The organism is Planktotalea sp. (genome assembly GCF_965659345.1).
Lineage (GTDB): Bacteria > Pseudomonadota > Alphaproteobacteria > Rhodobacterales > Rhodobacteraceae > Planktotalea.
In genome coordinates this window covers 70,444-93,911 of record NZ_CBFHVK010000005.1, presented here as the reverse complement: position 1 = coordinate 93,911, position 23,468 = coordinate 70,444, and the positions used below count along the sequence as shown (strand labels likewise).

Genomic DNA, 23,468 nt, shown 5'->3' with positions numbered 1-23,468 from the left:
AGCGCAGCGCCCCAAAAAACGACCTTGGGGCGCTGATACCTTTTTCATGGGGCATCACTATGTTCGATAGCTTTACCGCCGAGACACTCGCACGCATGCAATTTGCGTTTACTGTGTCGTTTCACATCATTTTTCCCGCGTTCTCTATTGGTCTTGCCAGCTACCTCGCCGTGCTGAACGGCTTGTGGCTCAAAACGCGTGATGAGACGTATTTGACGCTCTTCACCTATTGGAAAAAGATCTTTGCAGTTGCTTTCGGTATGGGCGTCGTTTCAGGCATCGTGATGTCCTATCAGTTTGGGACGAACTGGTCAGTGTTCTCGGACAAAACGGGGCCAATCCTTGGTCCATTGATGGCCTATGAAGTTTTGTCCGCCTTTTTCCTTGAAGCTGGTTTTCTTGGCATCATGCTTTTTGGACGCGAGCGTGTCGGTGACACGTTGCATATGTTTGCTACTGCAATGGTGGCATTTGGTACCTTGATGTCAGCGACGTGGATCTTGTCTGTAAACTCATGGATGCAAACGCCTGCGGGCTACGGCATGAACGAATTGGGGCAATTTGTTCCCGAAGACTGGTGGCAGATCGTCTTCAATCCATCCTTTCCATATCGTCTGACCCACATGGTATTGGCGGCATATCTCACGACTGCCTTAGTTGTTGGTGGTGTTGGCGGCCTTCATCTGTTGCGCGAACGTCAGGACGTCCCTGCGCGTCGCATGTTTTCGATGGCGATGTGGATGTTGGTCATTGTTGCGCCATTGCAGATTTTTGCGGGTGACATGCATGGGATCAACACCCTTGAGCATCAACCTGCCAAAGTTATGGCTATGGAAGGTCATTATGACAGCCATCCGCATGGTGCGCCTTTGATCTTGTTTGGAATTCCGAATGCGGAAGAAAAGCGTATCGATTACGCGCTTGAAATTCCGTATCTATCTAGCTTGATCCTCAAGCATCATTGGGACGCCCCTTTGGACGGTCTTGATACGATCCCTGATGATGAAGAACCCCCCGTGGCAATCGTGTTCTGGAGCTTTCGCGTCATGGTGGGGCTAGGCTTTGCAATGCTAGGTTTGGGTGCATGGAGCTTGTGGCGGCGTATGCGTGGACGGCTTTATGAGGATCGTTTGCTACATCGCGCGGCTATCGTAATGGGGCCGATGGGGTTTGTCGCAGTCCTTGCGGGCTGGATCACGACAGAGGTTGGCCGACAGCCCTTTACTGTCTACGGGCTGCTGCGCACCTCTGACAGCCTTGCGCCAATCGCTGCACCGGCTGTCGCGGCATCTTTGATCGCATTTATCATCGTGTACTTTTTCGTGTTCGGCGCGGGCACTGTTTATCTGCTGCGCATGATGAACAAACCTGCTTCGACACCGCGGCTTGGTTTGAAGGACGGCCCCATCCGAACATCCGGTATTACACCCGTTGCACCAGCTAACCCCAACGCTATAGCCGGCGAATAGGAGCGAAAATATGTTGGATTATTCTTTCATTTGGGCTGGCATCATTGCGTTCGCGGTCCTGACCTATGTCATCCTTGACGGGTTTGATCTGGGTGTTGGTATCTTGTTCCCGTTGGCAGATGGCGAGCGGGAAAAGGCCACCATGATGAACTCTATCGCGCCCGTGTGGGATGGGAATGAGACATGGCTTGTGTTGGGTGGCGGTGGCCTGTTTGCTGTATTTCCGCTTGCTTATGCGGTGATCATGCCAGCGCTTTACATGCCAATTATTCTAATGCTTCTGGCGTTGATTTTTCGCGGCGTTGCTTTCGAATATCGCTGGCGCACTGAAAATGGTAAATACCTTTGGGACATTGCTTTCTTCGGGGGATCCATTGTCGCGGCGTTCATGCAAGGCATCGCACTTGGTGCATTGGTCCAAGGCATCGAAGTCGCAGATCGCGCTTATGCTGGCGGTTGGTGGGACTGGCTAAGCGTGTTTTCAATCCTTACTGGCGTCGCTGTCGTTGTCGGCTACGCCTTGTTGGGCGCAACTTGGATTATTTTAAAGACCGAAGATTCCCTGCAACGGCGTATGCAAAACTACGCTTGGTACCTCGGGGCAGGAACTTTGGCCTTTATTGGGGTGGTGAGCATACTGACGCCTTTCCAAGACCCGGAGTATTTCCAACGCTGGCTTAACCTACCTGGGAGCATCTTTAGCGTCGTCATGCCCGGTGCCATCTTTGCCGCAGCCTGGGCTTTGTTTACGGGTCTTAACGCCGGCAAAGATAGCCAGCCGTTTCTTGCAGCGCTTAGCATCTTTGTTTTGTGTTTCATTGGTATCGGGATCAGCTTCTATCCCAACATCGTCCCACCGAGCCTGACGATTGCCGAAGCGGCCGCGCCGGATGAAAGCCTGCGTTTTGCTTTGTTTGGAACCGTTGTGCTGGTGCCAATGATTCTAGTCTATACCGGCTATGCCTATTGGGTCTTTCGGGGCAAGATTGATCCGGAAGAGGGGTATCATTGATGACCTTAGACACTGCCAAAAGGGTCGGGTGGTTTATAGCGATCTGGCTCGCGAGCGTCGCGGCGCTTGGGCTGGTTGCTTACGCCATCCGGCTGGTTCTTTATGGATGATCTATTCCCACTCCATCTGTTCAAACACAGCCTGTGCGTTGCGCCCTGCAAGTGCATCGAACTGATCTAAGTAGACGAAGGCAGATTGGTCGACATCGACAGATCCGATGATGTCGCCACCTGCATCAATGTGCTCACCAATCTGAAGACGCAAGTTTGCGAGATAGTCAAAAGTGTCTGCGCGCGCGGTGGCCATATTTGTCGCGGGGCCATGACCGGGGATGAGATGCGTTGGATTAAGTGCCTCAATCGCTTTGAACGCGTCGACCCATTCAGCAGAATTGGAAAAACTCATTATTCCAAGCACACGACCAACATAGACAATATCACCTGCGAACAGCGTGTCGGAGTTTGGTAACCAAACAAAGCTGTCACCCGGAGTATGCGCTGCTGCGGGGTGATGAATCTCAAGAACCTTGCCACCTAATTCCAAGGTATAGGTGTCGTCAAAGGTGATATTTGCGTAAGCCTCGGTCGTGCCGTCCAGACCGTCTTTGATCAATTGAGATAGAATGGTCATTTGCATTGAAGCGCGATCTTGCTGATCTTCAACGGCACTTGTTGCGGCGATGACTTTTGCGCCCTTTGCTTGCCAATAGGCGTTGCCGATCCAACGGTGATCTTGACCACCTGTATTGACGACATACCGAACTGGCTGATCGGTCAATCCCTTTACGACTTCATCAATCATCGCAGCCCCTTTTGCACTGCCACCTGGATCAATGAGCACTGCTCCGTCTGTCGTTTCAATCAGTCCAAAGGTAGCGTTGTTGCCGAGGTTTTCTGCATTGCGTTGCTCAAGGGGCCCGACAAGCGCCCAAATGCCATCCGTGACTTTTTGCACATCCAAGGCTTCGGCTTGGCTTGGCAGGGTTGAACCAAGATTGATGGCCAATGCCATCGCGAGTGCAGCAAACTTCATGAAACAATCCTATATATTCTAAACTTTGAATGTTTGAACGTAGCAGATATTTTTCAAAAGGATACAGGTTTTCTCATCCCTGCATTTGCGAGACAACGATTTGGATCTAAGTAACGAGGTCTATGCTCATCAAAAAACGGATTGCATCGGACGAAGCAATTATCGCAACCTCATCCAGAGCTCGCGATTGAGCGATGGCAATACTTTTAAACGTAATGGGAGACATCTGTATGAAATGGGCACGCGCACAAAAAGCCGACGGCACGCAAATAACGGGCGTGATCGTGGATGAGATGCTACAACCAAAGGCGTCGCTTGGATCAGAAACGGGGACAGGTGATGCAATCGCGTTGAGCGATCTTACTTTGCTTGCACCGGTCGTGCCGGGAAAGTTCATCGGACTTTGGAACAATTTCAAAGCTGCGGCTGAAAAGGGCGGCATGGAACATCCCGCGCACCCTTTGTACTTTTGCAAAACTGACACATCCCTTAGCGGACCGGGTGCAGAGGTCACGTTGCCTACTTCAGCGGGACGGGTCGTCTTTGAAGGTGAGCTTGGGATTGTGATTGGCAAAACGTGCAAAAACATCTCGCCAGACCAAGCGAGTGATTTCATTTTTGGATATACTTGTATCAACGATTTTACCTCGCTCGATGTTTTGAACGCAGATCCATCATTTCCCCAGTGGACACGCGCCAAAAGTTTTGACGGGTTCGGTGTTGCAGGCCCCGTGATTGAAACAGACGTTGATTGGCGCGCGCTGACGATCAAAGTTTTGGTCAATGATAGAGAGCGGCAGTCTTATCCAGCCGATGATATGATCCTTTCGCCCGAACAGATCGTGAGCTGCCTCTCTCAGGATATGACGCTCAATCCCGGTGATTTAATCGCTTGCGGCACGTCAATTGGTGCTCGTCCCGTTAAGGCGGGCATGGCGGTTGATGTTGATATTGAGGGTATCGGCAATGTTGGTGTGACAATGGTTGCCCCTGCGGCATAAATCGCGGGTTGGCTCCAGACCGTAAATCTTAGAACTTACTAATTTGCGCATTGTCCTTCACATGCGAAAATGACCACCCTGATCATGTTTGTTCAGGGTGGTTTTCTTTTTAGAGGGGTGTGATTGCGGCTCCTGGATCGTTGCTTTGCGCGCGATTCGTTCAGATCAACGGCATTCATGCGTATCATTTTGACTTCGAAGCGATGAAATCAGCTCAGATTTTATCGGTATACTTTCGTGTGCAAAAAAATATCTTGTTTACAAAGGCTTAAAAAAAACGAAAAAATGAGAACGTAAGTAAATTACAAAATTTTTTCTATTGACGAAATATAGTTGCGCGCTCAATAGAGGGCAAGATTACAAGACGCGACATATTTAGACTCCGCAGGCTCTTACCTGCTCAGCGAATAAGCAGTGCTGTAATGACGCAAAACGCTGGACAGAGGCTTGGCAATGATAAAATCGATACTGGTTCCTGTCCGCGGCGATGGCATGGTCGCTACAGTACTTGCCCATGCGGCGGAACTGGCCAAGGCGCACGACGCGCAAGTCAATGTTGTACATTGCCGTGCGCAAGCGAAAGACTTGATGCCTCAGGGCATCGCTATGAACGACTTCGCTCGCAAAGTGATGACTGAGCAGGCCATCGAATTGGCGAACCGTCAGGAAGATCACCTTCGCGGCATTCTGCACCGTTTGGCGCGCGAATTTGGGTTGAGCGAAGATGCATCAGTGGATGGGTCGGCAACATGTACCTTTGCGGAAGAGCATGGTCGCATGGCAGACGTTGTGAAGCATTCGGGCCGGTTGACAGACTTGATCGTCCTTCCGAAACCTCAGCGGGAACGCAATCTAGGGCAAAGCTCGCTGAAAGCGGCGCTTTATGGGGCGGGTCGCCCAGTCTTGATCTGCCCGGGCCAACTGCAACCTGACGAAACTTTTGCACAGCATGTGGCGATTGGTTGGAACGGATCACTTCCCGCAGCGCGTGCCGTCGCATCCTCGCTAGACATTGTTCACAAAGCCAAGCGCGTCAGCATTCTGACGGGCGGCAAAGTGCAGTCTCATGGCCCTGAAGTAGATGAACTCATGGCCTATTACGCACAGCGCGGGATCACCGCTGATGTTGTGCGTTTTGATGGAAAAGACCCTGCAGCCGGACTTCTCGAAACCAGCAAAGATATCGATGCCAGCCTTTTGATTATTGGCGCGTATAGCCACAGCCACGAAACGGAGATGCTGTTCGGGGGCAATACTGAACGCATCGTCGACAAAACAGAAATGCCGATCCTGATGGCTCATTGAACCAACAGGACGCTTAGCAAACTACGACTTCGGCGTGAAAACCATCTGGAAATACGTCGCAAACAAAATGAATGAATTGTCCGATTAAGGACGTTTTTTGGGAGGAAGACAAAATGACGATCACTAAGAGATTTTTTCTAGGACTTGCAGCAGGCACCGCACTTGCAACGTTGCCAATGACAGCGTTTGCGCAGGACTGGCAGCCGACACGTCCGGTTGATTTTACGATCATGGCTGGTGCTGGTGGCGGTGCTGACCAGATTGCGCGTTTCGTGCAGTCAGTCGTCGAAGCGAATGACCTAACAAATCGCCCATTGGTTCCAACAAACCGCGGTGGCGGCTCTGGTGCTGAAGCACTGTTGCACCTGAACGGTGCACGCGACCCTGATCACACACTCATGGTCACATTGAACTCCTTCTATACAACGCCGATCCGCCAAGAAGGCTTGGGCATCGATATCGAGACCTTTACTCCAATCACGATGATGGGCGTCGATCCTTTTGTACTTTGGGTTCACAAAGACTCCGGCATCACAGACTTTGAGGGCTATCTCGCGAAGGTCCGTGAAATGGACGGTGAATATGTCATGGGTGGCACAGGCGCTGGCCAAGAAGATTCAATCGTCATCGCTTACATGTCTGGTGTCTATGACCTCGACATCAAGTACATCCCTTATGATGGCGGCGGCGCTGTGGCCAAGGATCTTGCGGGTCAGCAGATCATGGCAACAGTTAACAACCCTGCCGAGGCCAAAGGTTTTTATGAAGCTGGCGATTTCGTTCCACTGCTCGCCTTCTCTGATGAGCGTATGGAAGCATACCCTGATGTGCCAACGATCAAAGAAATGGGACATGACTTTTCCTACTATAACCAGCGCGCAATCGTAGGTGCGCCGGGTATGTCGGATGAGGCAGCTGCCTATTACCGTGAAGTCTTTGGCAAGGTCTATGACGGCGAAGAATGGCAGTCCTACCTTGTCTCCGAGAGCCTGTCTCCGCTTCCTATGGATGAAGCAGAAACACGTGCTTACTGGGCGACACAGGTTGCGAACCATCGCAAGCTTCTTGCTGAAATCGAAGGCTAAACGCTACTAACGGAAAGGGGGCAGAGATGCGCCAAGGTGAAATTTCACTCGCAGGGATCCTTGCCCTCTTTTCTCTATATTTAATGTGGAAGAGCGCTGAACTTCCCATTGGATACATGCGCGGCCAAGGGCCGGGCGGCGGGTTCTGGCCATTCTGGCTATCCGTGGGCATGTTATTGAGCTGCGTTGCCATCGCTTGGAATTGGTGGCGCGGTAAAAGCCCGGCTTCGGTGTCTGATGAACCGCTCATGGACTCTTTCGGCTGGCTCACAGTGTTACACGTTGGCGGAGGCGTCATTGGCTTCGTTGCTTTGATTTCAGTCGTGTCGATGTATGGCGCGGTCTGTCTGTTCCTTGTCTATTATCTTCGGTTCTTGGGGCGACATTCTTGGGTGCTGACACTGGTTCTTGCGCTACTTGTTCCGGTCCTTCTGTTCTTCTTTTTTGAAGGTGCGATGCAGATCTCGATGCCGCAAGGCCTGCCCTTCACGCAGCCATTTTTCGATATGATGTACGACATCATTTACTAACGCAGCCAAAGGCCGAGGATCATCATGGAAGTTCTCTCTTTTCTCACAAGCGGCGTTCTGACGGCGCTTGAGCCGATCAACCTCGGCCTCATTCTAATCGGTGTGACCATCGGGCTTTTCATTGGGGCGATGCCAGGGTTGGGTTCTGTAAACGGTGTGGCCATCTTGTTGCCCATTACGTTCCTAGTACCGCCTGCCTCCGCGATCATCTTCCTTGCCGCTATTTATTATGGCGCAATGTATGGCGGTGCGATCTCGTCGGTTGCTTTGGGTATACCCGGAGCATCGACAGCCGTAGCGACAACGTTTGATGGACGACCTTTGGCGCTTCAAGGCCGCGCCAGCCTAGCGCTTGTGACAGCAGCATTGGCGTCGTTTGTTGGAGGAACTGTAGCGACCGTATTCTTTACGCTGTTTGCCCCGCTGCTTGCGACCGTTGCACTGAACTTTGGACCACCTGAGATTTTTGCATTGATGCTACTGGCGTTCGCGACTTTTGTCGGCTTGGGCGGCGATGACATTCCAAAAACGGTCTTTTCGATTTGCTTTGGTCTCGTGCTTGCGACGGTCGGGTTTGATACGATTTCTGGGGAACCGCGCCTCGTTCTGTTTGACATACAAGGCTTCATTCGCGGGATCGGCTTTATCGTGCTGGCCATCGGTGTTTATGGCATCGGAGAGATGCTTTGGACGATCGAACAAACACGCGGTGAGGTTACGACAACCAACCCGAAAATGACCGCCAAAGGTCTCGCTTCAGATGCGAAAGAAGCAGTACAAAGGGGTTGGAAGGGAACTTGGATCGGCTCCATCCTTGGCTTCTTTGTGGGCGTTCTGCCAGCAGCGGGCGCGACGCCCGGCTCGCTTATGTCTTACGGGGTCGCAAAAATGCTCTCCAAGACCCCAGAGGAATACGGACGTGGATCACCAGACGGTGTTGCGGCACCAGAGGCTGCCAATAACTCTGCCTCGACCGGATCTATGTTGCCAATGCTGACCCTTGGAATTCCAGGCTCACCGACGACAGCGATCTTGCTTGGCGGCATGGTCATGTGGGGGCTTACACCCGGTCCACGCTTGTTCATCGATGAAAGTGAATTTGTTTGGAGCCTGATTGGATCTTTCTACATTTCCAACTTTGCCGCAGTTTTGATCAATCTCGCGTTCATTCCGCTGTTTATATGGATGCTGCGGATGCCCTTTACCATTCTTGCACCGCTGATCTTTGTTCTGTCTATTGTTGGCGGCTTCGCTGCATCACGTAGTATGCATGACCTGTGGTTGATCGTGATCTTCGGGCTTGGTGCCTTCTTCTTGCGCAAGTTTGATTATCCGCTCGCACCTGCCGTTCTGGCGATTGTTCTTGGCCCCATCGCAGAGCCGACATTGCGTCAATCTTTGCTCTTATCATCGGGCGATCCCTCAATCTTCTTCACTAGACCGATCGCTGGACCAATCACTGTTATTGCGATCATTCTGATCCTGTTGCCCGCTATCAAAATGCTGCGCGGCAAACGGCGGGTGGCCGCAGACTAAACAACACGGTACACCCCAACCAATGATCATGACTTACCCAAATAAAACGACATGGAAGACACGATATGCAAAGACTTGAAGACCTGATCCAGCAGCATCCAGACACAAACAATGCAATCGGTGCGCCGGGTCGCGACTGGATGACCTACGGTGATCTCAAGGCATTGACGCTTAGCGTGCGAACATCCCTTCGCGGTGCGGGCATCGGCGCGCAGGATCGTGTTGCAATTGTTTTGCCAAATGGTCCTGAGATGGCTGCGGCTTTTGTCACTGTCGGGCAATCTGCAACAACGGCCCCGTTGAATCCTGCCTATAAAGAGGAGGAGTTCACCTTCTACCTTGAAGATCTCAAGGCGCGTGCCATTATCGTTGAAGCGGGCTATGATGGTCCTGCGCGCACGGCCGCGAGCAAGCTCAACATGGCGATTATCGAGCTGACGGCGACCGAGCCAGCGGGTAATTTCACGCTTTCTTCCGACGTGACGGGCAGCGCTGCTGATACTTTGCCTGCTGCTGATGACGTTGCCCTCATCTTGCACACATCTGGCACGACATCGCGCCCGAAGATCGTTCCGCTTTTACAGTCCAACGTAGCAGCGTCCGCGCAAAATGTGAGTGCTTCGCTTGCGCTGACGTCTGATGACGTGTGTCTCAATGTTATGCCATTGTTCCACATTCACGGTCTGATTGCCGCCGTCAGTGGATCGCTTGCGGCTGGGGCATCCATCAGCTGCGCGCCCGGATTTGACGCGCTGAAGTTTTATGGTTGGCTCGAAGAGGTGGATCCAACTTGGTACACTGCCGTGCCTACCATGCATCAGGCTATTTTGGCGCGTGCGCCACGCAACCTTGAGATCATTAAGAATGCACGCCTGCGTTTCCTACGTTCATCTTCGTCATCCTTGCCTGGTCCTGTGATGACCCAATTGGCGGACACCTTTGGTGCGCCCGTTGTGGAAGCATATGGCATGACAGAAGCAGCGCACCAGATGTGTTGTAATCCAATTGAGCCAGGTCGCCAGAAGCCCGGTGCTGTCGGTCTGCCTGCTGGGCCAGAAGTACGCATCGCGCATGAGATCGAAAATCGTCTGATCGATGGTGTCGGCGAGATCTCTATCTCTGGGCCCAACGTCACGCCTGGTTATGAAGCTAATCCAGAAGCGAATGAGAAGAACTTCTTCGATGCTGATGGCAAGCGTTGGTTCCGCACAGGGGATCAGGGGATGTTTGACGCTGAAGGTTATCTGTCCCTGACCGGTCGCTTGAAAGAGATCATCAACCGTGGTGGTGAAAAGATCAGTCCGCTTGAAGTGGATGGCATCCTTTCTGATCATCCGGCTGTTGGTCAATGTGTGACGTTCGCAGTGCCACACGCCAAGCTGGGCGAGGATGTCGCCGCAGCGGTCGTGCTCAAGGAAGGCCAAAGCGCGACAGACCGCGAAATTCGCGATTTTGCAAGCGAACGACTGGCCGCATTTAAGGTGCCGCGCAAGATCCTGATCCTTGATGAGATCCCGAAAGGGGCGACTGGCAAACTTCAACGCATCGGTCTTGCTGAAAAGCTAGGTTTGGGCTGAGGAACACATTATGAAAATTTGCATTTTTGGAGCCGGCGCGATCGGTGGTTATATGGGTGCGAAATTGGCGCAAGCGGGGGCGGATGTTAGCCTCGTTGCGCGTGGGCCGCACTTGAAAGCAATGCGTGAGAACGGGCTGCGCTTGATTGAGGAAAGCGGAGAGACGACTGTGCAGGTTACAGCGTCTGACAATGCTGCTGATCTTGGCCCGCAGGACTATGTGATCGTGACGCTGAAGGCGCATTCTGTCCCGGCTGTCGTGCCACATATGCAGCCGCTGATCGGTGAGAACACGACGATTGTTTCTGGCGTAAACGGGGTGCCGTGGTGGTATTTCCATAAGACTGGTGGACCGCTTGAGGGTACGCGCTTGCATACGGTCGATCCGGGCAATGCCCAATGGGATGGTTTTGGACCTGATCGTGTCCTTGGTTGCGTTGTCTATCCCGCAGCAGAGGTGATTGAACCAGGGGTTGTGAAGCATATTGAAGGCAACCGTTTCTCTTTGGGTGAGCCTGATGGGTCTAAATCTGAGCGCGCACTGGCTTTGTCAAAAGCCTTGTCCGCCGCTGGCCTTAAAGCGCCAGTACGCCCGAAGATAAGAGATGAAATTTGGGTTAAGCTTTGGGGCAACCTGTCATTTAACCCGATTTCTGCACTTACGCATTCTACACTGGATGTTTTGTGCACCGATCCGGGTACGCGAGAAGTTGCACGCAACATGATGTTAGAGGCGCAGGAAATTGCTGAAAAGCTTGGCGTCAAATTCCCGATCGATGTGGACCGTCGCATCAAAGGCGGTGCGGAAGTTGGGGCGCATCGCACATCGATGTTGCAAGATCTTGATCAAGGCAGGCCAATGGAAATCGACGCACTTGTTGGCTCTGTAAAGGAGCTTGGGGTGGTCACAGAAACGCCCACGCCCACAATTGACACTGTTTTGGCTTTGATTGCGCTGCGTGGAAGAACCGCAGGTTTATACGGAAGCTGAAACCGGCTTTTAGGCGGCGCTGATTTGTTTCAGCGCCGTTTTTCTATGCTAGCCTCTTAGTAAGTATACCTATTACCTTGACTGAAGTGGCAAGGTCTGCCTATATAGTATGCATGCATACTATATTTGGGAGCGAGCGGAATGCAATATCACCTGAACGGTTATAAAAGCGGTGATCCTTCGATTGCGATCGAACGTGACGCTCCGTCCCAAAGACCCGACGTCGTCGACGTTCTTATCGTTGGTTGCGGCCCAGCTGGTCTGACCCTTGCCACGCAACTGTCGGCTTTTCCTGAAATCACAACCATGATCACAGATCGCAAACCCGGACGTTTAGAGGTGGGGCAAGCCGATGGTCTCGCGTGTCGCTCACTTGAGATGTTTGAAGCGTTTGGCTTTGCTGAGAAAGTTCTAAAAGAAAGTTATTGGGTGAACGAGGTTGGGTTCTGGCGCCCAAATCCGGATGGGAACGGATTGCACCGCGCTGATCGTATTAAGGATGTCGAGGAAGACCTTTCCGAAATGCCGCATGTGATCCTTAATCAAGCGCGTGTGCATGATTTCTACCTCGAGGCCATGCACAATTCAACCTGTCGGCTTGAGCCGGACTACGCTCGTGAGTTGGTAGCACTGACGAAAACGGATGATGTTGATTACCCCGTTACTGCGACGTTCAAGAGTTTGGATGGCTCTGACGCTGCAAAGACCGTGCGCGCAAAATACGTGGTTGGATGTGACGGTGCGCGAAGCGTTGTGCGCAAATCCATGGGGTATGCGCTCAAAGGTGAAGCAGCGCGACAGCTTTGGGGCGTTATGGATGTGCTGGCGGTTACAGACTTTCCAGACATTCGGCTCAAGGCAGCGATCCAATCTGCAGATAACGGTAGCATACTGATCATCCCCCGCGAGGGCGGGTATATGGTGCGCATGTATATCGAATTGGATGAACTACAGGGCGAAGAACGCGCCGCTGATCGCAATGTAACGCCAGAGATGTTGATTGCCAAAGCGCAATCCATTCTCGCGCCTTATACGTTGGATGTGAAAGAGGTCGTTTGGTGGTCGGCTTATGAGATTGGCCAGCGCGTTTGTGACTGGTTTGATGATGTTCCGTCAGATGCACGCGGCACTCAAATGCCGAGAATCTTTATTGCAGGGGATGCGTGTCATACGCATAGCCCAAAGGCGGGGCAGGGCATGAACGTGTCGATGGCCGACACCTTTAACCTTGGGTGGAAGCTGGCGGGGGTCCTAAGGGGTCAGTGCAAACCTGTGTTGCTTGATACCTATTCTGATGAAAGGCGCGCAAAAGCCAAAGAACTGATTGATTTTGACAAAGACATGGCGCGTCTATTCAGCGCCAAGCCGAAGGACGTAACTGAGGCTGCGCAGTTTCAGCGCTATTTTAAAAAGCATGGCCGCTATACCGCAGGTGTAGAGACCCGTTATGAGCCATCACTGCTGACAGGCAGCGAAGCGCATCAGGCGCTTGCCACTGGTTTAAAGACGGGAATGCGGTTCCATTCTGCACCTGTGATCCGTTTAGGCGACGCCAAGCCGATGCAATTGGGCCATACGCTAAAAGCGGATGGGCGCTGGCGCCTCATCGCTTTTGCTGCAAGCGGTGACGTTGGTCAAATTGGGGCGGATATCGCTAAGCTTTGTGAATATGCATCAAGCACGCTGATCCCGCGTTTCACCCCTAAAGATGCTGACATCGACAGTTTGTTTGATTTGCGTGCTGTCTTCCAAGAAAGCCATAAAGCTATGAAAGTTGAAAAGCTTCCGTCACTTCTATTACCGCGTAAAGGCAAATACGGTTTGATTGACTATGAAAAAGCCTTTTGCCCAGACCGTTCGAGCGGCTCAGACATATTTGATATGCGCGGAATTGATCGGGAAAAAGGTGCACTTCTGATCGTGCGTCCGGATCAATTTGTGGCGCAAGTCCTGAATTTGAATGCCTTTCAGCAGATCGATGACTTCTTTGATAGAATATTGGTGACTGTGTGAAGTTGTCATTGAAGAGAGTATCGCCCTCAAAATAAAAAACATCAGAGCTGCGACGGAAATCAGCGGCTCACCCGTATCTAGTTCAGACACACATAAATCTGGACGATACAATGCAACGCTTTTTCACTTTCACTTCTCCGTATTTGCTGTGGCTGGTGCTCGCTATACCCGCCATAGGAATGACATTTGACGCGCTGACTTCCTCGAACCCGCGCGTTTTTCATATTCTCGTACATCCGTCAGGTGAGACTTCGGCCCGCTTGCTGATCATTCTCATGATGGCCACGCCGCTTGCCATGCTGCTAAAGGGCTGGCGCGGTCCGCAATGGTTAAAACGCAACCGTCGTTATCTTGGCGTTGCGTCTTTTGGATACGCGCTTATGCACACGGTGTTTTATCTTTTGGATAAAGCGTCTCTTGCCACAGTCGTGGATGAGTTACCGCGTCTTTACATTTGGACTGGTTGGATAGCATTTCTTATTTTTGTCCCGCTGGCTCTGACATCGATGGACTATTTTGTGCGCAAAATGGGCACGTGGTGGAAATGGCTGCAACGTTGGACCTACGCCGCTGCAGTGTTGACCTTGGTGCACTGGGCCGCTTTGCATAATTGGAATGGTTTAGCGCCAGCGATGATTCACTTTGGGCCGCTTATCGCGCTAGAGGCATATCGTATTTGGTATTGGTATTTACGACCACGGCCACAGGTAGCGTAATACGCAAGCAAAAGGCCCAAGCAGATATGTTTGGGCCTTAAGCGATCTGACGTAATGGAATAACGGCTTTAGCGCACACGCACCCAAGTTTGAGATTGGCATATCCCAAGCACGCAGCCCGCAACCGAAAGTTGGCCATTTTCCAACGTCATGCGAGAATTAAACGTGCGTCCATTGCGCGGGTCCCAGATCTTACCATTTGCCCAAGAGCCCGCTTGATCTGTCGGTTTCATGTCCCAAATCATACGTTTTCCCAGATGCTCGTAAGGGCCACTCACGCCTTCAGGATTACGTGCACGAACGATCGTCCCACAAAGCGCAGCACCACATTTTTCAATTTCGATTTCCAAATGTCCTTGTTCATTGGTTTGTGTCCGCCAAAGACCGTTGGCATCTTGTGCAAAGGCCGACGTAGGCAAGGCGAACAAGGCAATGATGATAAGTGATTTTTTGAATATCATTATCATAACAAGCATCCTTTGTAGTCCCATCAATCTTGTAAAAGCCCGTCTTTGGCGTTCTCAAGCAATCAAGCGTCACGCTCCATGATCCATTCAACCTCTGGAGCGGCAACAAAACGCCATTTGCGTTTCGGGCCAGCCATAACATTGAGATAGTACATCTCAAACCCGTAAGGCGCACCGCAAGGATGGTGGCCCCGTGGGACACAAACAACATCTCCATCGCTTACGGCCATCGTTTCATCCAATTGACCATCATCTGTGTAAACCCGCTGAATGCCAAAGCCAGATGCAGGGTTCAGACGGTGGTAATAGGTTTCTTCGAGATAGGTGATGCGCGGATAATCATCTTCGTCATGCCGATGGGACGGATACGATGACCAGTGCCCAGCGGGTGTAAAGACTTCTGTGACCAACAGGCTGTCGCAATAATCTTCATTTTCCATCGCGATATTGTTGATATGGCGAGTGTTTGTCCCTTTGCCGCGTTCGGTCAATGCGATCCCATCAGGCCCGATACGGCGCGCGTTATGACCACCTTTGCCCGGAGCGAGGCAAACCGCGATCACGCAATCTGTTTCAGCAGTGGCGTTCCATTCCGTTCCGTTAGGCAGATAAAGACAATGCGGCGGTGTTTTTTCAAACACGTTCATACGGTCACCCAGAATACCCCAGTCTTGATCGCCACCGGTAATCTTTGCCTTGCCTTCGACCATTACCAAAATGACTTCATTGTCACCGGTGACCTCTGCCGCAGTATCGCCCGCTTTCAGGTGATAAAGCGAAAAGCCAACATAGCGCCAACCCGCAGTTTCGGGGGTAATCTGATGTACTTTACCGCGTGTACCAAAAGGCTTTTTAAGAAGGTCAGACATCGTTGCTTCCTTTATCTTCGGGATCAAAGGCTATGAAAAACGCATAAGCGCAAATTGCGAAAAGGGCCGCTGCGAAACTCGCCCAACCAGGGTGGCCAAAGGTCAGTTCAAACAGACCGTAAAGTCCGACCACGACCAAGGTTATAACACGCCGGAGCAGTGGCTTGAAAAACGTATGATTGAGACCAAGCAGCTTTATCATTTCGTAACAACAAGCCCGGCTTTGGCGCATGTGGCGACAATGGTGTCATAGCCGATTTTGGAATACTCATATGGTGCAGCCAAGGCTGGGTCTTGCTCGGCTTCAACGACGATCCAACCTGCATAGTCCATCGCCTTAAGCTTGGATGTGATTGCTTCGAAGTCGATGCAGCCGTCTGGATCCCCTGGAACTGTGAAAGCACCGCCTGCAACGGCATCAAGGAAACTGCCGTCTTTTGCATTGATCTGATCTAACACGCTTTGGCGCACGTCCTTGTAGTGCACATGGTGAACACGGTCTGCCCATTTATCGATAACCGCGACCGGATCAGCGCCCGCAAAATGCAAATGACCCGTATCAAACAACAGCCCCAACTCGGGGCCAGAGCCCTCCATCAGCCAATCAATATCTTCAGCATCCTGAACCATCGCGCCCATGTGGTGGTGATAGGCGAGCTTTACGCCCTGCTGTTCTGACCATTTGGCAAGCTCTGAAAGTTTCGCAGCATACGCCATTACTTCGTCGCGTGTTAGTTTAGGGCGCGTAGACACAGGGACGCGCAAGGCGCCCTGAATGGTGTTGGAGCATTCTGCATAGACGATGCATGGCGCATCAAGCGCCGCAAACTGTTCGACCTGCTCAGCAATCGCTTCTTTTTCTTGATCGACTGTCGACACCATCAGGTTGCCGGAACACCAGCCGCCACATAGGGACACGCCGTATTCGTCAAGATAAGTGCGCAGCCCTTCGGTATCAGCTGGCATACGGCGACCACGTTCGACGCCGCTATAGCCAATGCGCGCGGCATCTTCCATGGCAACTTCGGTTGTGAAGTCTTTGGTGAGCTCGGGCAGATCGTCATTCTGCCATGCAATCAGGGAAATGCCTACTTTGACAGCCATCTAGTTAATCCTTTGGGATTTCTTATTTTCTCTATAGTTTGCGTAGGCTTCGTTCACTTCTGCGCGCTCGGATACTTCTGGCACACCAACATCCCACCACGTACTGCCGTGTGGTGTAGTGGGATATGGGTCAGTGTCGATGACAACAACATAAGGACCTTTGATGTCATGGCGTTTGGCCAATGCTGTCTCAAGCTCCGCAATGCTTGCGACTTTCACCGCAGTTGCGCCCATTGAGCCAGCATGTGCGGCAAAGTCGATACTGGAATTCTCGCCGCCCTTGGAATGTGCCAGCAAGTTGTTAAACTCAGCGCCACCCGTGCCCATTTGCAAACGGTTGATGCATCCATAACCGCGATTGTCTGTCACAACGACAGTGAACGAAATGCCCAGCATCGTTGCCGTCGCCATTTCAGAGTTCGCCATCATATATGTGCCATCACCCGCAAAGCAGATCACGTCTCGCTCTGGTTGGGCCATTTTGATCCCCATGGCGCCTGCAATCTCGTAGCCCATGCAGCTAAAGCCGTATTCCATATGATACGCGCCGGGTTTGTTGGCTTTCCATAGCTTGTGCAGTTCGCCAGGCATCGTTCCCGCAGCACACATTGCAACAGTTTCGTCGGTTGCGCTGCGTTGCACTGCACCGACAACTTGCATGTCAGTCGGAAGCGTATTGTTGTCGGTCGGCGCATCTGTGAGTGGGTCGACTTTACCAAACCAATCGTCTTTTCTTGCGGCTACACCAGCATCAACCTTGTATCCGCTGATCGCATTTGTCAGTTCTGAAAGACCAACTCGCGCATCTGCCATCAATGGCATGGCACCATGTTTCGCCGCATCATAGGCTGCGGTGTTTAGGCTGACTACTTTGCGTTTCGGATTGGCAAAAAGGCCCCAAGAGCCAGTGGTGAAATCCTGAAAACGCGTGCCAACACCTAAAACCAGATCTGCTGTTGCGCACACGTCATTGGCGGGCTCACCACCGGTCACACCGATTGGGCCAAGGTTGAGCGGATGATCCCATGCTAGTGCGGACTTACCCGCCTGCGTTTCCGCAACTGGAATGCCATGTGTTTCAGCAAAGGCGCGCAAATCATTACAAGCATCGGAATAATGCACGCCGCCACCTGCGACAATGACAGGGTTTTTCGCGGCCTTGATAGCACTTGCCACGCGATCCAGTTCACCCAAGTCAGGGCGGATCCGGCGTTGGTACCAAACTTGTGGTTCAAAGAAGCTAAGCGGATAGTCAAACGCTTCAGCCTGCACATCTTGGCACATCGATAAGGTGACGGGCCCGCAATCGGCAGGATCCATCATCGTGCGGAATGCGCGTGGTAATGCCGTGAGCAAGTGTTCTGGACGAGTAATACGATCAAAATATCGACTAACCGGCTTGAAGCAATCATTCACGCTGACTGTGCCATCGCCGAAGTCTTCAATCTGCTGCAAAACAGGATCAGGTCCGCGATTGGCAAACACATCACCCGGCAAGAAAAGAACTGGAAGACGGTTCACATGTGCAAGGCCAGCTGCCGTCACCATGTTTAGCGCCCCCGGCCCGATCGAAGACGTAACCGCCATCGCGCGCTTGCGCTTCAATTGTTTTGCATAGGCAATCGCCGCATGGGCCATAGTCTGTTCATTATGACCGCGATAGGTGGTGATCGTGTCTTTAGCTCCGTGCAGCGCTTCACCGATACCAGCAACATTGCCGTGACCAAAAATTGCCCAGCACCCTGCGATAAAGCAATCGCCATCTTCGTTTTGTTGCGCACCAATGTAGCGCACCAAAGCCTGCGCTGCGGTCAAACGGATCGTCTCTGTCATGTCTTGCTCCTCAGGCGCAGTCTAGGCGCGCGTTTTCACGGGCTTTGTCCCATGTTTCACACAGTCGCGTGAAACGCTCAGACATCTGTGCCACAGCATCTGCGTCTGTCATATCACCTTTCATCCAGGCGCGCGCCGCGTCGCCAAAGATTGTGCGGCCAACGGCAAAGCCTTTTACCAAAGGTTGCTTGGCCGCCAAGGCAAAACTTTTGGCCAGTTCTGCTTCTGGTGCATCGAGGCCTAGAACGACAATGCCACGTGTGCGTGGATCATTGACCTCAATTGCATTCACCGCATTGGCCCAAGCCGCTTCTGTTTTAAACGGCTCCAGTTTCCACCAATCAGGATACACACCTGCATTGTAGAATTGCTGGATCAGTTGTGACGTTGTCTCGTCATCAACAGGACCGACCTTGGATGGAATAACTTCTAATAAAAACTCAAGTCCGTTACGTCGTGCAGCTTTGAAGAGGCGCGTCACCCGCTCTTCTTGCAAGGCACGCGTTTCGCTGGTGTCGCTTGGATGGCAAAACACCAAGAGCTTTACAACATTCTCACGCGCCCATTCGCGGAGCTGGCCAAAATCTTTGCCAAGCTCTGGTTCAAACTCGATTGGGCGACTGCCGGGCAATTCGGTTGGGCGACCAATCCAAAGACCACTGCCAGACGCGCGGTGCAATGCTGAACGCCCAATCCGGTTGTCACATAGAATACCGTAGCCTTCCGCGCCCTTGGACACGGTGAGCGCTGCGTCAAGGCATAGCTCTTTAAACGCCGCACCCTTTTCAGTGGAGTATCCGGGAATTTCTTCCAGCTGCGAACGGTGATCAAACGCAAAGGTGCGTACATGATCCCATGTGCTGCCAGAGCGGGTTACACGCGTGCTAGCCCAGTGAACCTGTTCCAAAGTTTCATCATTGCGCAAATCTGGTTGAACCATGCCGCGATCAAAGAAAAACTCCAATTCATCCAAAGTCGGATATGCAGGCGTGCACCCATGACGGCTTACTGCAAAGGCTCCGCACGCATTGGCGTATTTTAGTGCGACAGGCCATTCGGAGCCATCCAGCCATCCTTTCAGCAAGCCAGACATAAATCCGTCTCCAGCGCCAAGGACATTGAACACTTCAATAGGGAAACCCCGACCAGCTTCGCCATCGTCAAGGCTGCTAGGAATGTCACCCGTAAAGGCAACGGCACCATCAGCGCCGCGTTTACACACCAATGTGGCACCAGACACAGCCCGCACTGCGCGCAGCGCCTGGATCGTATCGGTTGAGCCGCCTGCGATGTGAAATTCTTCTTCTGTGCCGACAATCAGGTCAAACAGATGAAGTGAGCGCTGTAGCTTTGCTGTCACTTCAGCGCTTTCAACAAAGCGGCTTTCTCCGTCGCCATGGCCCGCGACACCCCAAAGGTTCGGGCGGTAATCAATGTCGAGCGCTGTCTGCTGCCCATTCTCGCGCGCTAGTTTAAGCGCTTTTAGCGTCGCAGCTTCAACCTGAACGTTGCTCAGATGGGTCCCTGTCGCAACAATTGCGCGTGCTGATTTGATAAACTCTGGGTCGATATCATCTTCGGTCAGGCCCATATCCGCACAATTCTCACGGTAGAAAATGAGCGGAAACTGATCTTCATCACGAATGCCAAGCAAAACCAGAGCTGTCAGGCGATCTGGATCCACCTTTACACCCTTAGTGTTCACGCCCTCGCGCTGAAGCTGCTCAGTGATAAACCGCCCCATGTGCTCATTACCGACACCTGTAATAACGGCAGACTTCAACCCCAAGCGTGCAGTGCCGCAGGCAATATTGGTTGGCGAACCGCCGATATATTTGTCGAACGATCCCATATCTTCCAAACGACCGCCAACTTGTGCACCGTAAAGATCAACCGAAGAACGCCCGATCGTGATGAGATCTAAATCAGACATCTTCAATCCTCACGGGTTTACCTTCTTTGACCGAAAGCGTCGCTGCTTCGGCCATCGCCAGTGCGTTGACACCTTCGTCAAGCGTGACGGGCACCTGCGTGCCTTGTGTGACTGCCGTGACAAAACTGTCCCATTCAGCGGTGTAGGCGGGCATATAACGCTCAAGGAAGAACAACGTAGGCTTTGCGCCAGTTACGCCTGCTTTGGTGGACTTGATAACAAGGTTTTCCAGTAGGTTCTGAGCTTGCAGCAGACCATCAGAGCCAAGCACTTCAAGGCGTTGATCATAGCCATAGGCTGCACGGCGTGAGTTCTTGATCACTGCGATGCGTCCATCTGCGTAGGTCATTGTGACAACAGCGGTATCCACGTCACCAGCTTGACCGATAGCTGGGTCTACAATGCTGGTTCCAGCGGCTGTTAGGCTTACTGGTGTTGCGCCCATAATGAACTGCGACATATCGAAATCGTGGATCATCATGTCACGGAACAAGCCGCCTGATACTTTCACATATTCGACGGGTGGCGGCGCTGGATCAAATGACGTGATGCTCAGCAGTTCCGCTTTGCCAATTTCCCCCGCATCCAAGGACTTTTTTAGCATTCCAAAGCTAGGGTCGAAGCGGCGGTTAAAGCCGATCATCACAGGCTTTCCTGTCTCGGCGACAACCTTTTGACAGGCTCGCGCACGCTCAAGACTAAGATCAACAGGTTTTTCACAAAGTACAGCTTTGCCAGCAGCAGTGGCCTGTTCCATCAAATCTGAATGTGTATCGGTTGATGTGGCAATCAAAACGGCATCGATGGACGGGTCAGCAATGATGTCATCAGTCGTGCGCGCGGCACAGCCAAAATCAGCGGCTAGTTTTTCCGCACTTTCGGGAAAATGATCCGACACGGCGACCAATGTGCTGCCGGCGTGGGCTGTGATTGCTTTTGCATGGACCCAGCCAATACGGCCCGCGCCGAGAAGACCAACTTTCAACATGTGGAGTACTTTCATTCTTGTCACGTGGCACGCGGCCAAACGAACAACATTGGGATAAACAGCCGCGCAATTGCACGGCTGTCGTGATCTGGTTACTGGCCTTGTTTGCCCAGTTCGGGCACCAGTTTGGCAAGCTCGTCGCCGCCGGCCATCATATCATGCAATTCGTCGTATTCAATCTCGCCACGATTGGCAGTGCCAAGTGTTTTACCACGGTTCAAAACGGTAAAACGGTCGCCCACAGCCAGAGCGTGACGCACGTTGTGAGTGATGAATACGACGCCAATCCCCTGATCGCGTACTTTGTGAATGGTGCTGAGAACATTGGCCGTTTGACGCACACCCAAAGCAGATGTTGGTTCATCCAAAATCAGTACTTTCGCACCGAAATGAACCGCGCGGGCTATTGCGACAGTCTGACGTTCACCACCAGACAAAGTGCCAACCGCCTGATCAGGTCCGCGCAGGTTGATGCCCATTTTGCGCATCTCTTGCATGGTGATGTCGTCTGCCTTTTGCTGATCAAGGAAGTTGATCCCGAACCGCTTCTTCACCGGCTCGTTGCCCATAAAGAAATTACGACTGACGCTCATAAGTGGGATCATGGCAAGGTGTTGGTGCACCGTTGCAATCCCCGCTTCCATCGCATCACGCGGATCTTCAAAGGACATTGGTTTGCCTTCAAACAAGATTTCCCCGGATGTTGGCTTGTGCACGCCCGACATCGTTTTAATGAAGGTTGATTTACCCGCACCGTTGTCACCCAAAAGGCAGTGACATTCGCCCGGTTTTACATCCACGGATACACCAGCAAGCGCAATCACGGAGCCAAAGTGTTTCTGAATGTTGTTCATCTGGATAATAGGTTCAGACATATCAACGCTCCCCTGTGATCAAGCGACGGATGTAAGTGTTCAAGATCACCGCACCAAGTAGAATGGCACCCAAGAACACGCGGAAAAGAGAACTTTCAACACCTGCAAAGAACAAGCCTTGCTGGACCACGCCAAAGATAAGCGCGCCAAGCGCTGCTCCGATGACGGAGCCATAGCCGCCTGTCAAAAGCGCGCCACCGATAACAACTGCGATAATCGCTTCAAATTCTTTAAGAAGACCACGATCTGCGCCAGCAGAACCGAACTCCATCACCTGACATGTGGCGAATATCGTTGCGCAGAAGGCGGTGAACATGAACATCGATACCTTAACGCGGTTTACAGGAACGCCCGAGTTGCGCGCAGCTTCTGCGTCACCACCAGAGGCGAAAATCCAGTTCCCGAAACGCGTTCGTGTCAAAAGGACATGGCCAAATGCGACAAGGATCAAAGCCCATACGATCAACATCGGGATACCATTTACGACAGGCTCGCCCGCGCGGGTTCCGCGTTCAAAGACACCAATAATGCCCATATCGCCAAGCCAGTGAAAAATCGGGGCGCCGATCTTACCGCCAAATACAGGAGCTAGCCAATCACCCTCGGCTGCGTCTTTGATGCCGCCAATGATGGTTTTGCGCTCAAACGTTTGGGGGAAAAAAATGGTGAAACCGCGCAGAATGAAAAGGAACGCAAGCGTCACGATGAAACTTGGAAGTCCGGTACGGATCACGATCAAGCCGTTCACAGCTCCGATGGCGATGCAAATAACGAAGGTTAAAAGGATAGCCATCCAGACCGGCCAACTGAGCGTGACCGAGAATATCGCGATCATCATGCCGGCGAAACCGATCATGGAACCGACCGAGAGGTCGAACTCCCCAGCGATCATCAGTAAACACGCGCCTACGGCGATGATCATGAATTGCGCCGATACAACAGACCAGTTCATCACGCCTTGTGTGTTGAACATGCCGCTGTCAAAGGCTGTGAGTAGAAAGAACGTGAAAACTGCGATCGTGCCTACAATACCGCCAAGTTCAGGACGGATGAGAGCTTTACGAATGAACGAGGTTTCCTTGATCCGCTCGTCCGCAGCACCAGCTTGAGGACTACCAGTCATGGCACACCT

The 23,468-nt window shown here is 52.2% G+C and carries 22 protein-coding genes; 12 read left to right on the top strand and 10 right to left on the bottom strand.

What is annotated here, in order from left to right; all coding sequences use genetic code 11:
* The first annotated feature begins 59 nt into the window (after nucleotides 1-59).
* The 3 genes from ACTG3Z_RS05155 to ACTG3Z_RS05145 are packed head-to-tail and all read left to right on the top strand — an operon-like array spanning nucleotide 60 to nucleotide 2,591.
* Complete coding sequence (locus tag ACTG3Z_RS05155; RefSeq protein ID WP_439141668.1) at nucleotides 60-1,469, top strand: cytochrome ubiquinol oxidase subunit I; 1,410 nt, start codon at nucleotides 60-62, stop codon at nucleotides 1,467-1,469.
* A gap of 10 nt (nucleotides 1,470-1,479) precedes the next feature.
* Complete coding sequence (gene cydB, locus ACTG3Z_RS05150) at nucleotides 1,480-2,481, top strand: cytochrome d ubiquinol oxidase subunit II (protein WP_439141667.1); 1,002 nt, start codon at nucleotides 1,480-1,482, stop codon at nucleotides 2,479-2,481.
* A complete protein-coding gene (locus tag ACTG3Z_RS05145) occupies nucleotides 2,481-2,591 on the top strand; it encodes a DUF2474 family protein (protein ID WP_375264443.1) in 111 nt (36 codons plus the stop codon). Before cydB ends, ACTG3Z_RS05145 begins: the two co-directional genes overlap by 1 nt.
* A 1-nt stretch (nucleotide 2,592) precedes the next feature.
* Here ACTG3Z_RS05145 and ACTG3Z_RS05140 read toward each other — a convergent pair whose 3' ends face one another.
* Nucleotides 2,593-3,513 carry an MBL fold metallo-hydrolase gene (locus ACTG3Z_RS05140; RefSeq protein ID WP_439141666.1) on the bottom strand — a complete coding sequence of 307 codons (921 nt, stop codon included), beginning with the start codon at nucleotides 3,511-3,513 and terminating at the stop codon, nucleotides 2,593-2,595.
* Between the two features lie 230 nt (nucleotides 3,514-3,743).
* Here ACTG3Z_RS05140 and ACTG3Z_RS05135 point away from each other — a divergent pair, with 230 nt between their 5' ends.
* The 9 genes from ACTG3Z_RS05135 (at nucleotide 3,744) to ACTG3Z_RS05095 (ending at nucleotide 14,267) form a co-directional block, all read left to right on the top strand.
* A complete protein-coding gene (locus ACTG3Z_RS05135) occupies nucleotides 3,744-4,514 on the top strand; it encodes a fumarylacetoacetate hydrolase family protein (protein WP_439141664.1) in 771 nt (256 codons plus the stop codon).
* Between the two features lie 453 nt (nucleotides 4,515-4,967).
* On the top strand, nucleotides 4,968-5,819 hold the full coding sequence (locus ACTG3Z_RS05130) for a universal stress protein (RefSeq protein WP_439141662.1): 852 nt from the start codon (nucleotides 4,968-4,970) through the stop codon (nucleotides 5,817-5,819).
* Between the two features lie 113 nt (nucleotides 5,820-5,932).
* Entirely contained in the window at nucleotides 5,933-6,904 is a 972-nt protein-coding gene (locus tag ACTG3Z_RS05125; protein ID WP_439141660.1) for a Bug family tripartite tricarboxylate transporter substrate binding protein, read from the top strand.
* A 26-nt stretch (nucleotides 6,905-6,930) separates the two neighbouring features.
* The gene (locus ACTG3Z_RS05120; protein ID WP_439141659.1) at nucleotides 6,931-7,434 is read left to right on the top strand and encodes a tripartite tricarboxylate transporter TctB family protein; all 504 of its coding nucleotides are present in this window, start codon (nucleotides 6,931-6,933) and stop codon (nucleotides 7,432-7,434) included.
* 24 nt (nucleotides 7,435-7,458) lie between these two features.
* Nucleotides 7,459-8,970 (top strand): tripartite tricarboxylate transporter permease, encoded by a 1,512-nt coding sequence (locus tag ACTG3Z_RS05115; RefSeq protein ID WP_439141658.1) that lies wholly within the window; start codon nucleotides 7,459-7,461, stop codon nucleotides 8,968-8,970.
* 65 nt (nucleotides 8,971-9,035) lie between these two features.
* Nucleotides 9,036-10,547, top strand: coding sequence for an acyl--CoA ligase (locus ACTG3Z_RS05110; protein ID WP_439141657.1), 1,512 nt, complete (start codon nucleotides 9,036-9,038; stop codon nucleotides 10,545-10,547).
* 10 nt (nucleotides 10,548-10,557) lie between these two features.
* Entirely contained in the window at nucleotides 10,558-11,538 is a 981-nt protein-coding gene (locus ACTG3Z_RS05105) for a 2-dehydropantoate 2-reductase (protein ID WP_439141655.1), read from the top strand.
* 141 nt (nucleotides 11,539-11,679) lie between these two features.
* Nucleotides 11,680-13,551, top strand: coding sequence for an FAD-dependent monooxygenase (locus tag ACTG3Z_RS05100; RefSeq protein ID WP_439141654.1), 1,872 nt, complete (start codon nucleotides 11,680-11,682; stop codon nucleotides 13,549-13,551).
* A gap of 110 nt (nucleotides 13,552-13,661) precedes the next feature.
* On the top strand, nucleotides 13,662-14,267 hold the full coding sequence (locus ACTG3Z_RS05095) for a sulfite oxidase heme-binding subunit YedZ (RefSeq protein ID WP_439141653.1): 606 nt from the start codon (nucleotides 13,662-13,664) through the stop codon (nucleotides 14,265-14,267).
* A gap of 68 nt (nucleotides 14,268-14,335) precedes the next feature.
* On the opposite strand, the gene ACTG3Z_RS05090 is transcribed toward ACTG3Z_RS05095, so the two are convergent.
* The 9 genes from ACTG3Z_RS05090 to ACTG3Z_RS05050 all read right to left on the bottom strand — a co-directional run bounded on the left by ACTG3Z_RS05090 (nucleotide 14,336) and on the right by ACTG3Z_RS05050 (nucleotide 23,459).
* A complete protein-coding gene (locus ACTG3Z_RS05090) occupies nucleotides 14,336-14,734 on the bottom strand; it encodes a DUF2147 domain-containing protein (RefSeq protein WP_439141652.1) in 399 nt (132 codons plus the stop codon).
* A gap of 62 nt (nucleotides 14,735-14,796) precedes the next feature.
* Nucleotides 14,797-15,603: a 5-deoxy-glucuronate isomerase gene (gene iolB / locus ACTG3Z_RS05085; RefSeq protein ID WP_439141651.1), complete on the bottom strand. Its 807-nt coding sequence runs from the start codon at nucleotides 15,601-15,603 to the stop codon at nucleotides 14,797-14,799.
* Nucleotides 15,596-15,805, bottom strand: coding sequence for a hypothetical protein (locus ACTG3Z_RS05080; RefSeq protein WP_439141650.1), 210 nt, complete (start codon nucleotides 15,803-15,805; stop codon nucleotides 15,596-15,598). The genes iolB and ACTG3Z_RS05080 overlap by 8 nt, the downstream gene beginning before the upstream one ends.
* Nucleotides 15,802-16,707 (bottom strand): myo-inosose-2 dehydratase, encoded by a 906-nt coding sequence (iolE, locus tag ACTG3Z_RS05075; RefSeq protein WP_439141649.1) that lies wholly within the window; start codon nucleotides 16,705-16,707, stop codon nucleotides 15,802-15,804. Before iolE ends, ACTG3Z_RS05080 begins: the two co-directional genes overlap by 4 nt.
* Nucleotides 16,708-18,540, bottom strand: coding sequence for a 3D-(3,5/4)-trihydroxycyclohexane-1,2-dione acylhydrolase (decyclizing) (gene iolD / locus ACTG3Z_RS05070; RefSeq protein WP_439141648.1), 1,833 nt, complete (start codon nucleotides 18,538-18,540; stop codon nucleotides 16,708-16,710). It abuts the gene before it with no gap.
* A 10-nt stretch (nucleotides 18,541-18,550) separates the two neighbouring features.
* Nucleotides 18,551-20,473 carry a bifunctional 5-dehydro-2-deoxygluconokinase/5-dehydro-2-deoxyphosphogluconate aldolase gene (locus ACTG3Z_RS05065; protein WP_439141647.1) on the bottom strand — a complete coding sequence of 641 codons (1,923 nt, stop codon included), beginning with the start codon at nucleotides 20,471-20,473 and terminating at the stop codon, nucleotides 18,551-18,553.
* Nucleotides 20,466-21,461: an inositol 2-dehydrogenase gene (gene iolG / locus ACTG3Z_RS05060; RefSeq protein WP_439141828.1), complete on the bottom strand. Its 996-nt coding sequence runs from the start codon at nucleotides 21,459-21,461 to the stop codon at nucleotides 20,466-20,468. Before iolG ends, ACTG3Z_RS05065 begins: the two co-directional genes overlap by 8 nt.
* A 92-nt stretch (nucleotides 21,462-21,553) precedes the next feature.
* Nucleotides 21,554-22,336: an ATP-binding cassette domain-containing protein gene (locus ACTG3Z_RS05055; protein WP_439141646.1), complete on the bottom strand. Its 783-nt coding sequence runs from the start codon at nucleotides 22,334-22,336 to the stop codon at nucleotides 21,554-21,556.
* A gap of 1 nt (nucleotide 22,337) precedes the next feature.
* Nucleotides 22,338-23,459: an ABC transporter permease gene (locus tag ACTG3Z_RS05050; protein ID WP_439141644.1), complete on the bottom strand. Its 1,122-nt coding sequence runs from the start codon at nucleotides 23,457-23,459 to the stop codon at nucleotides 22,338-22,340.
* Nucleotides 23,460-23,468 lie beyond the last annotated feature (9 nt).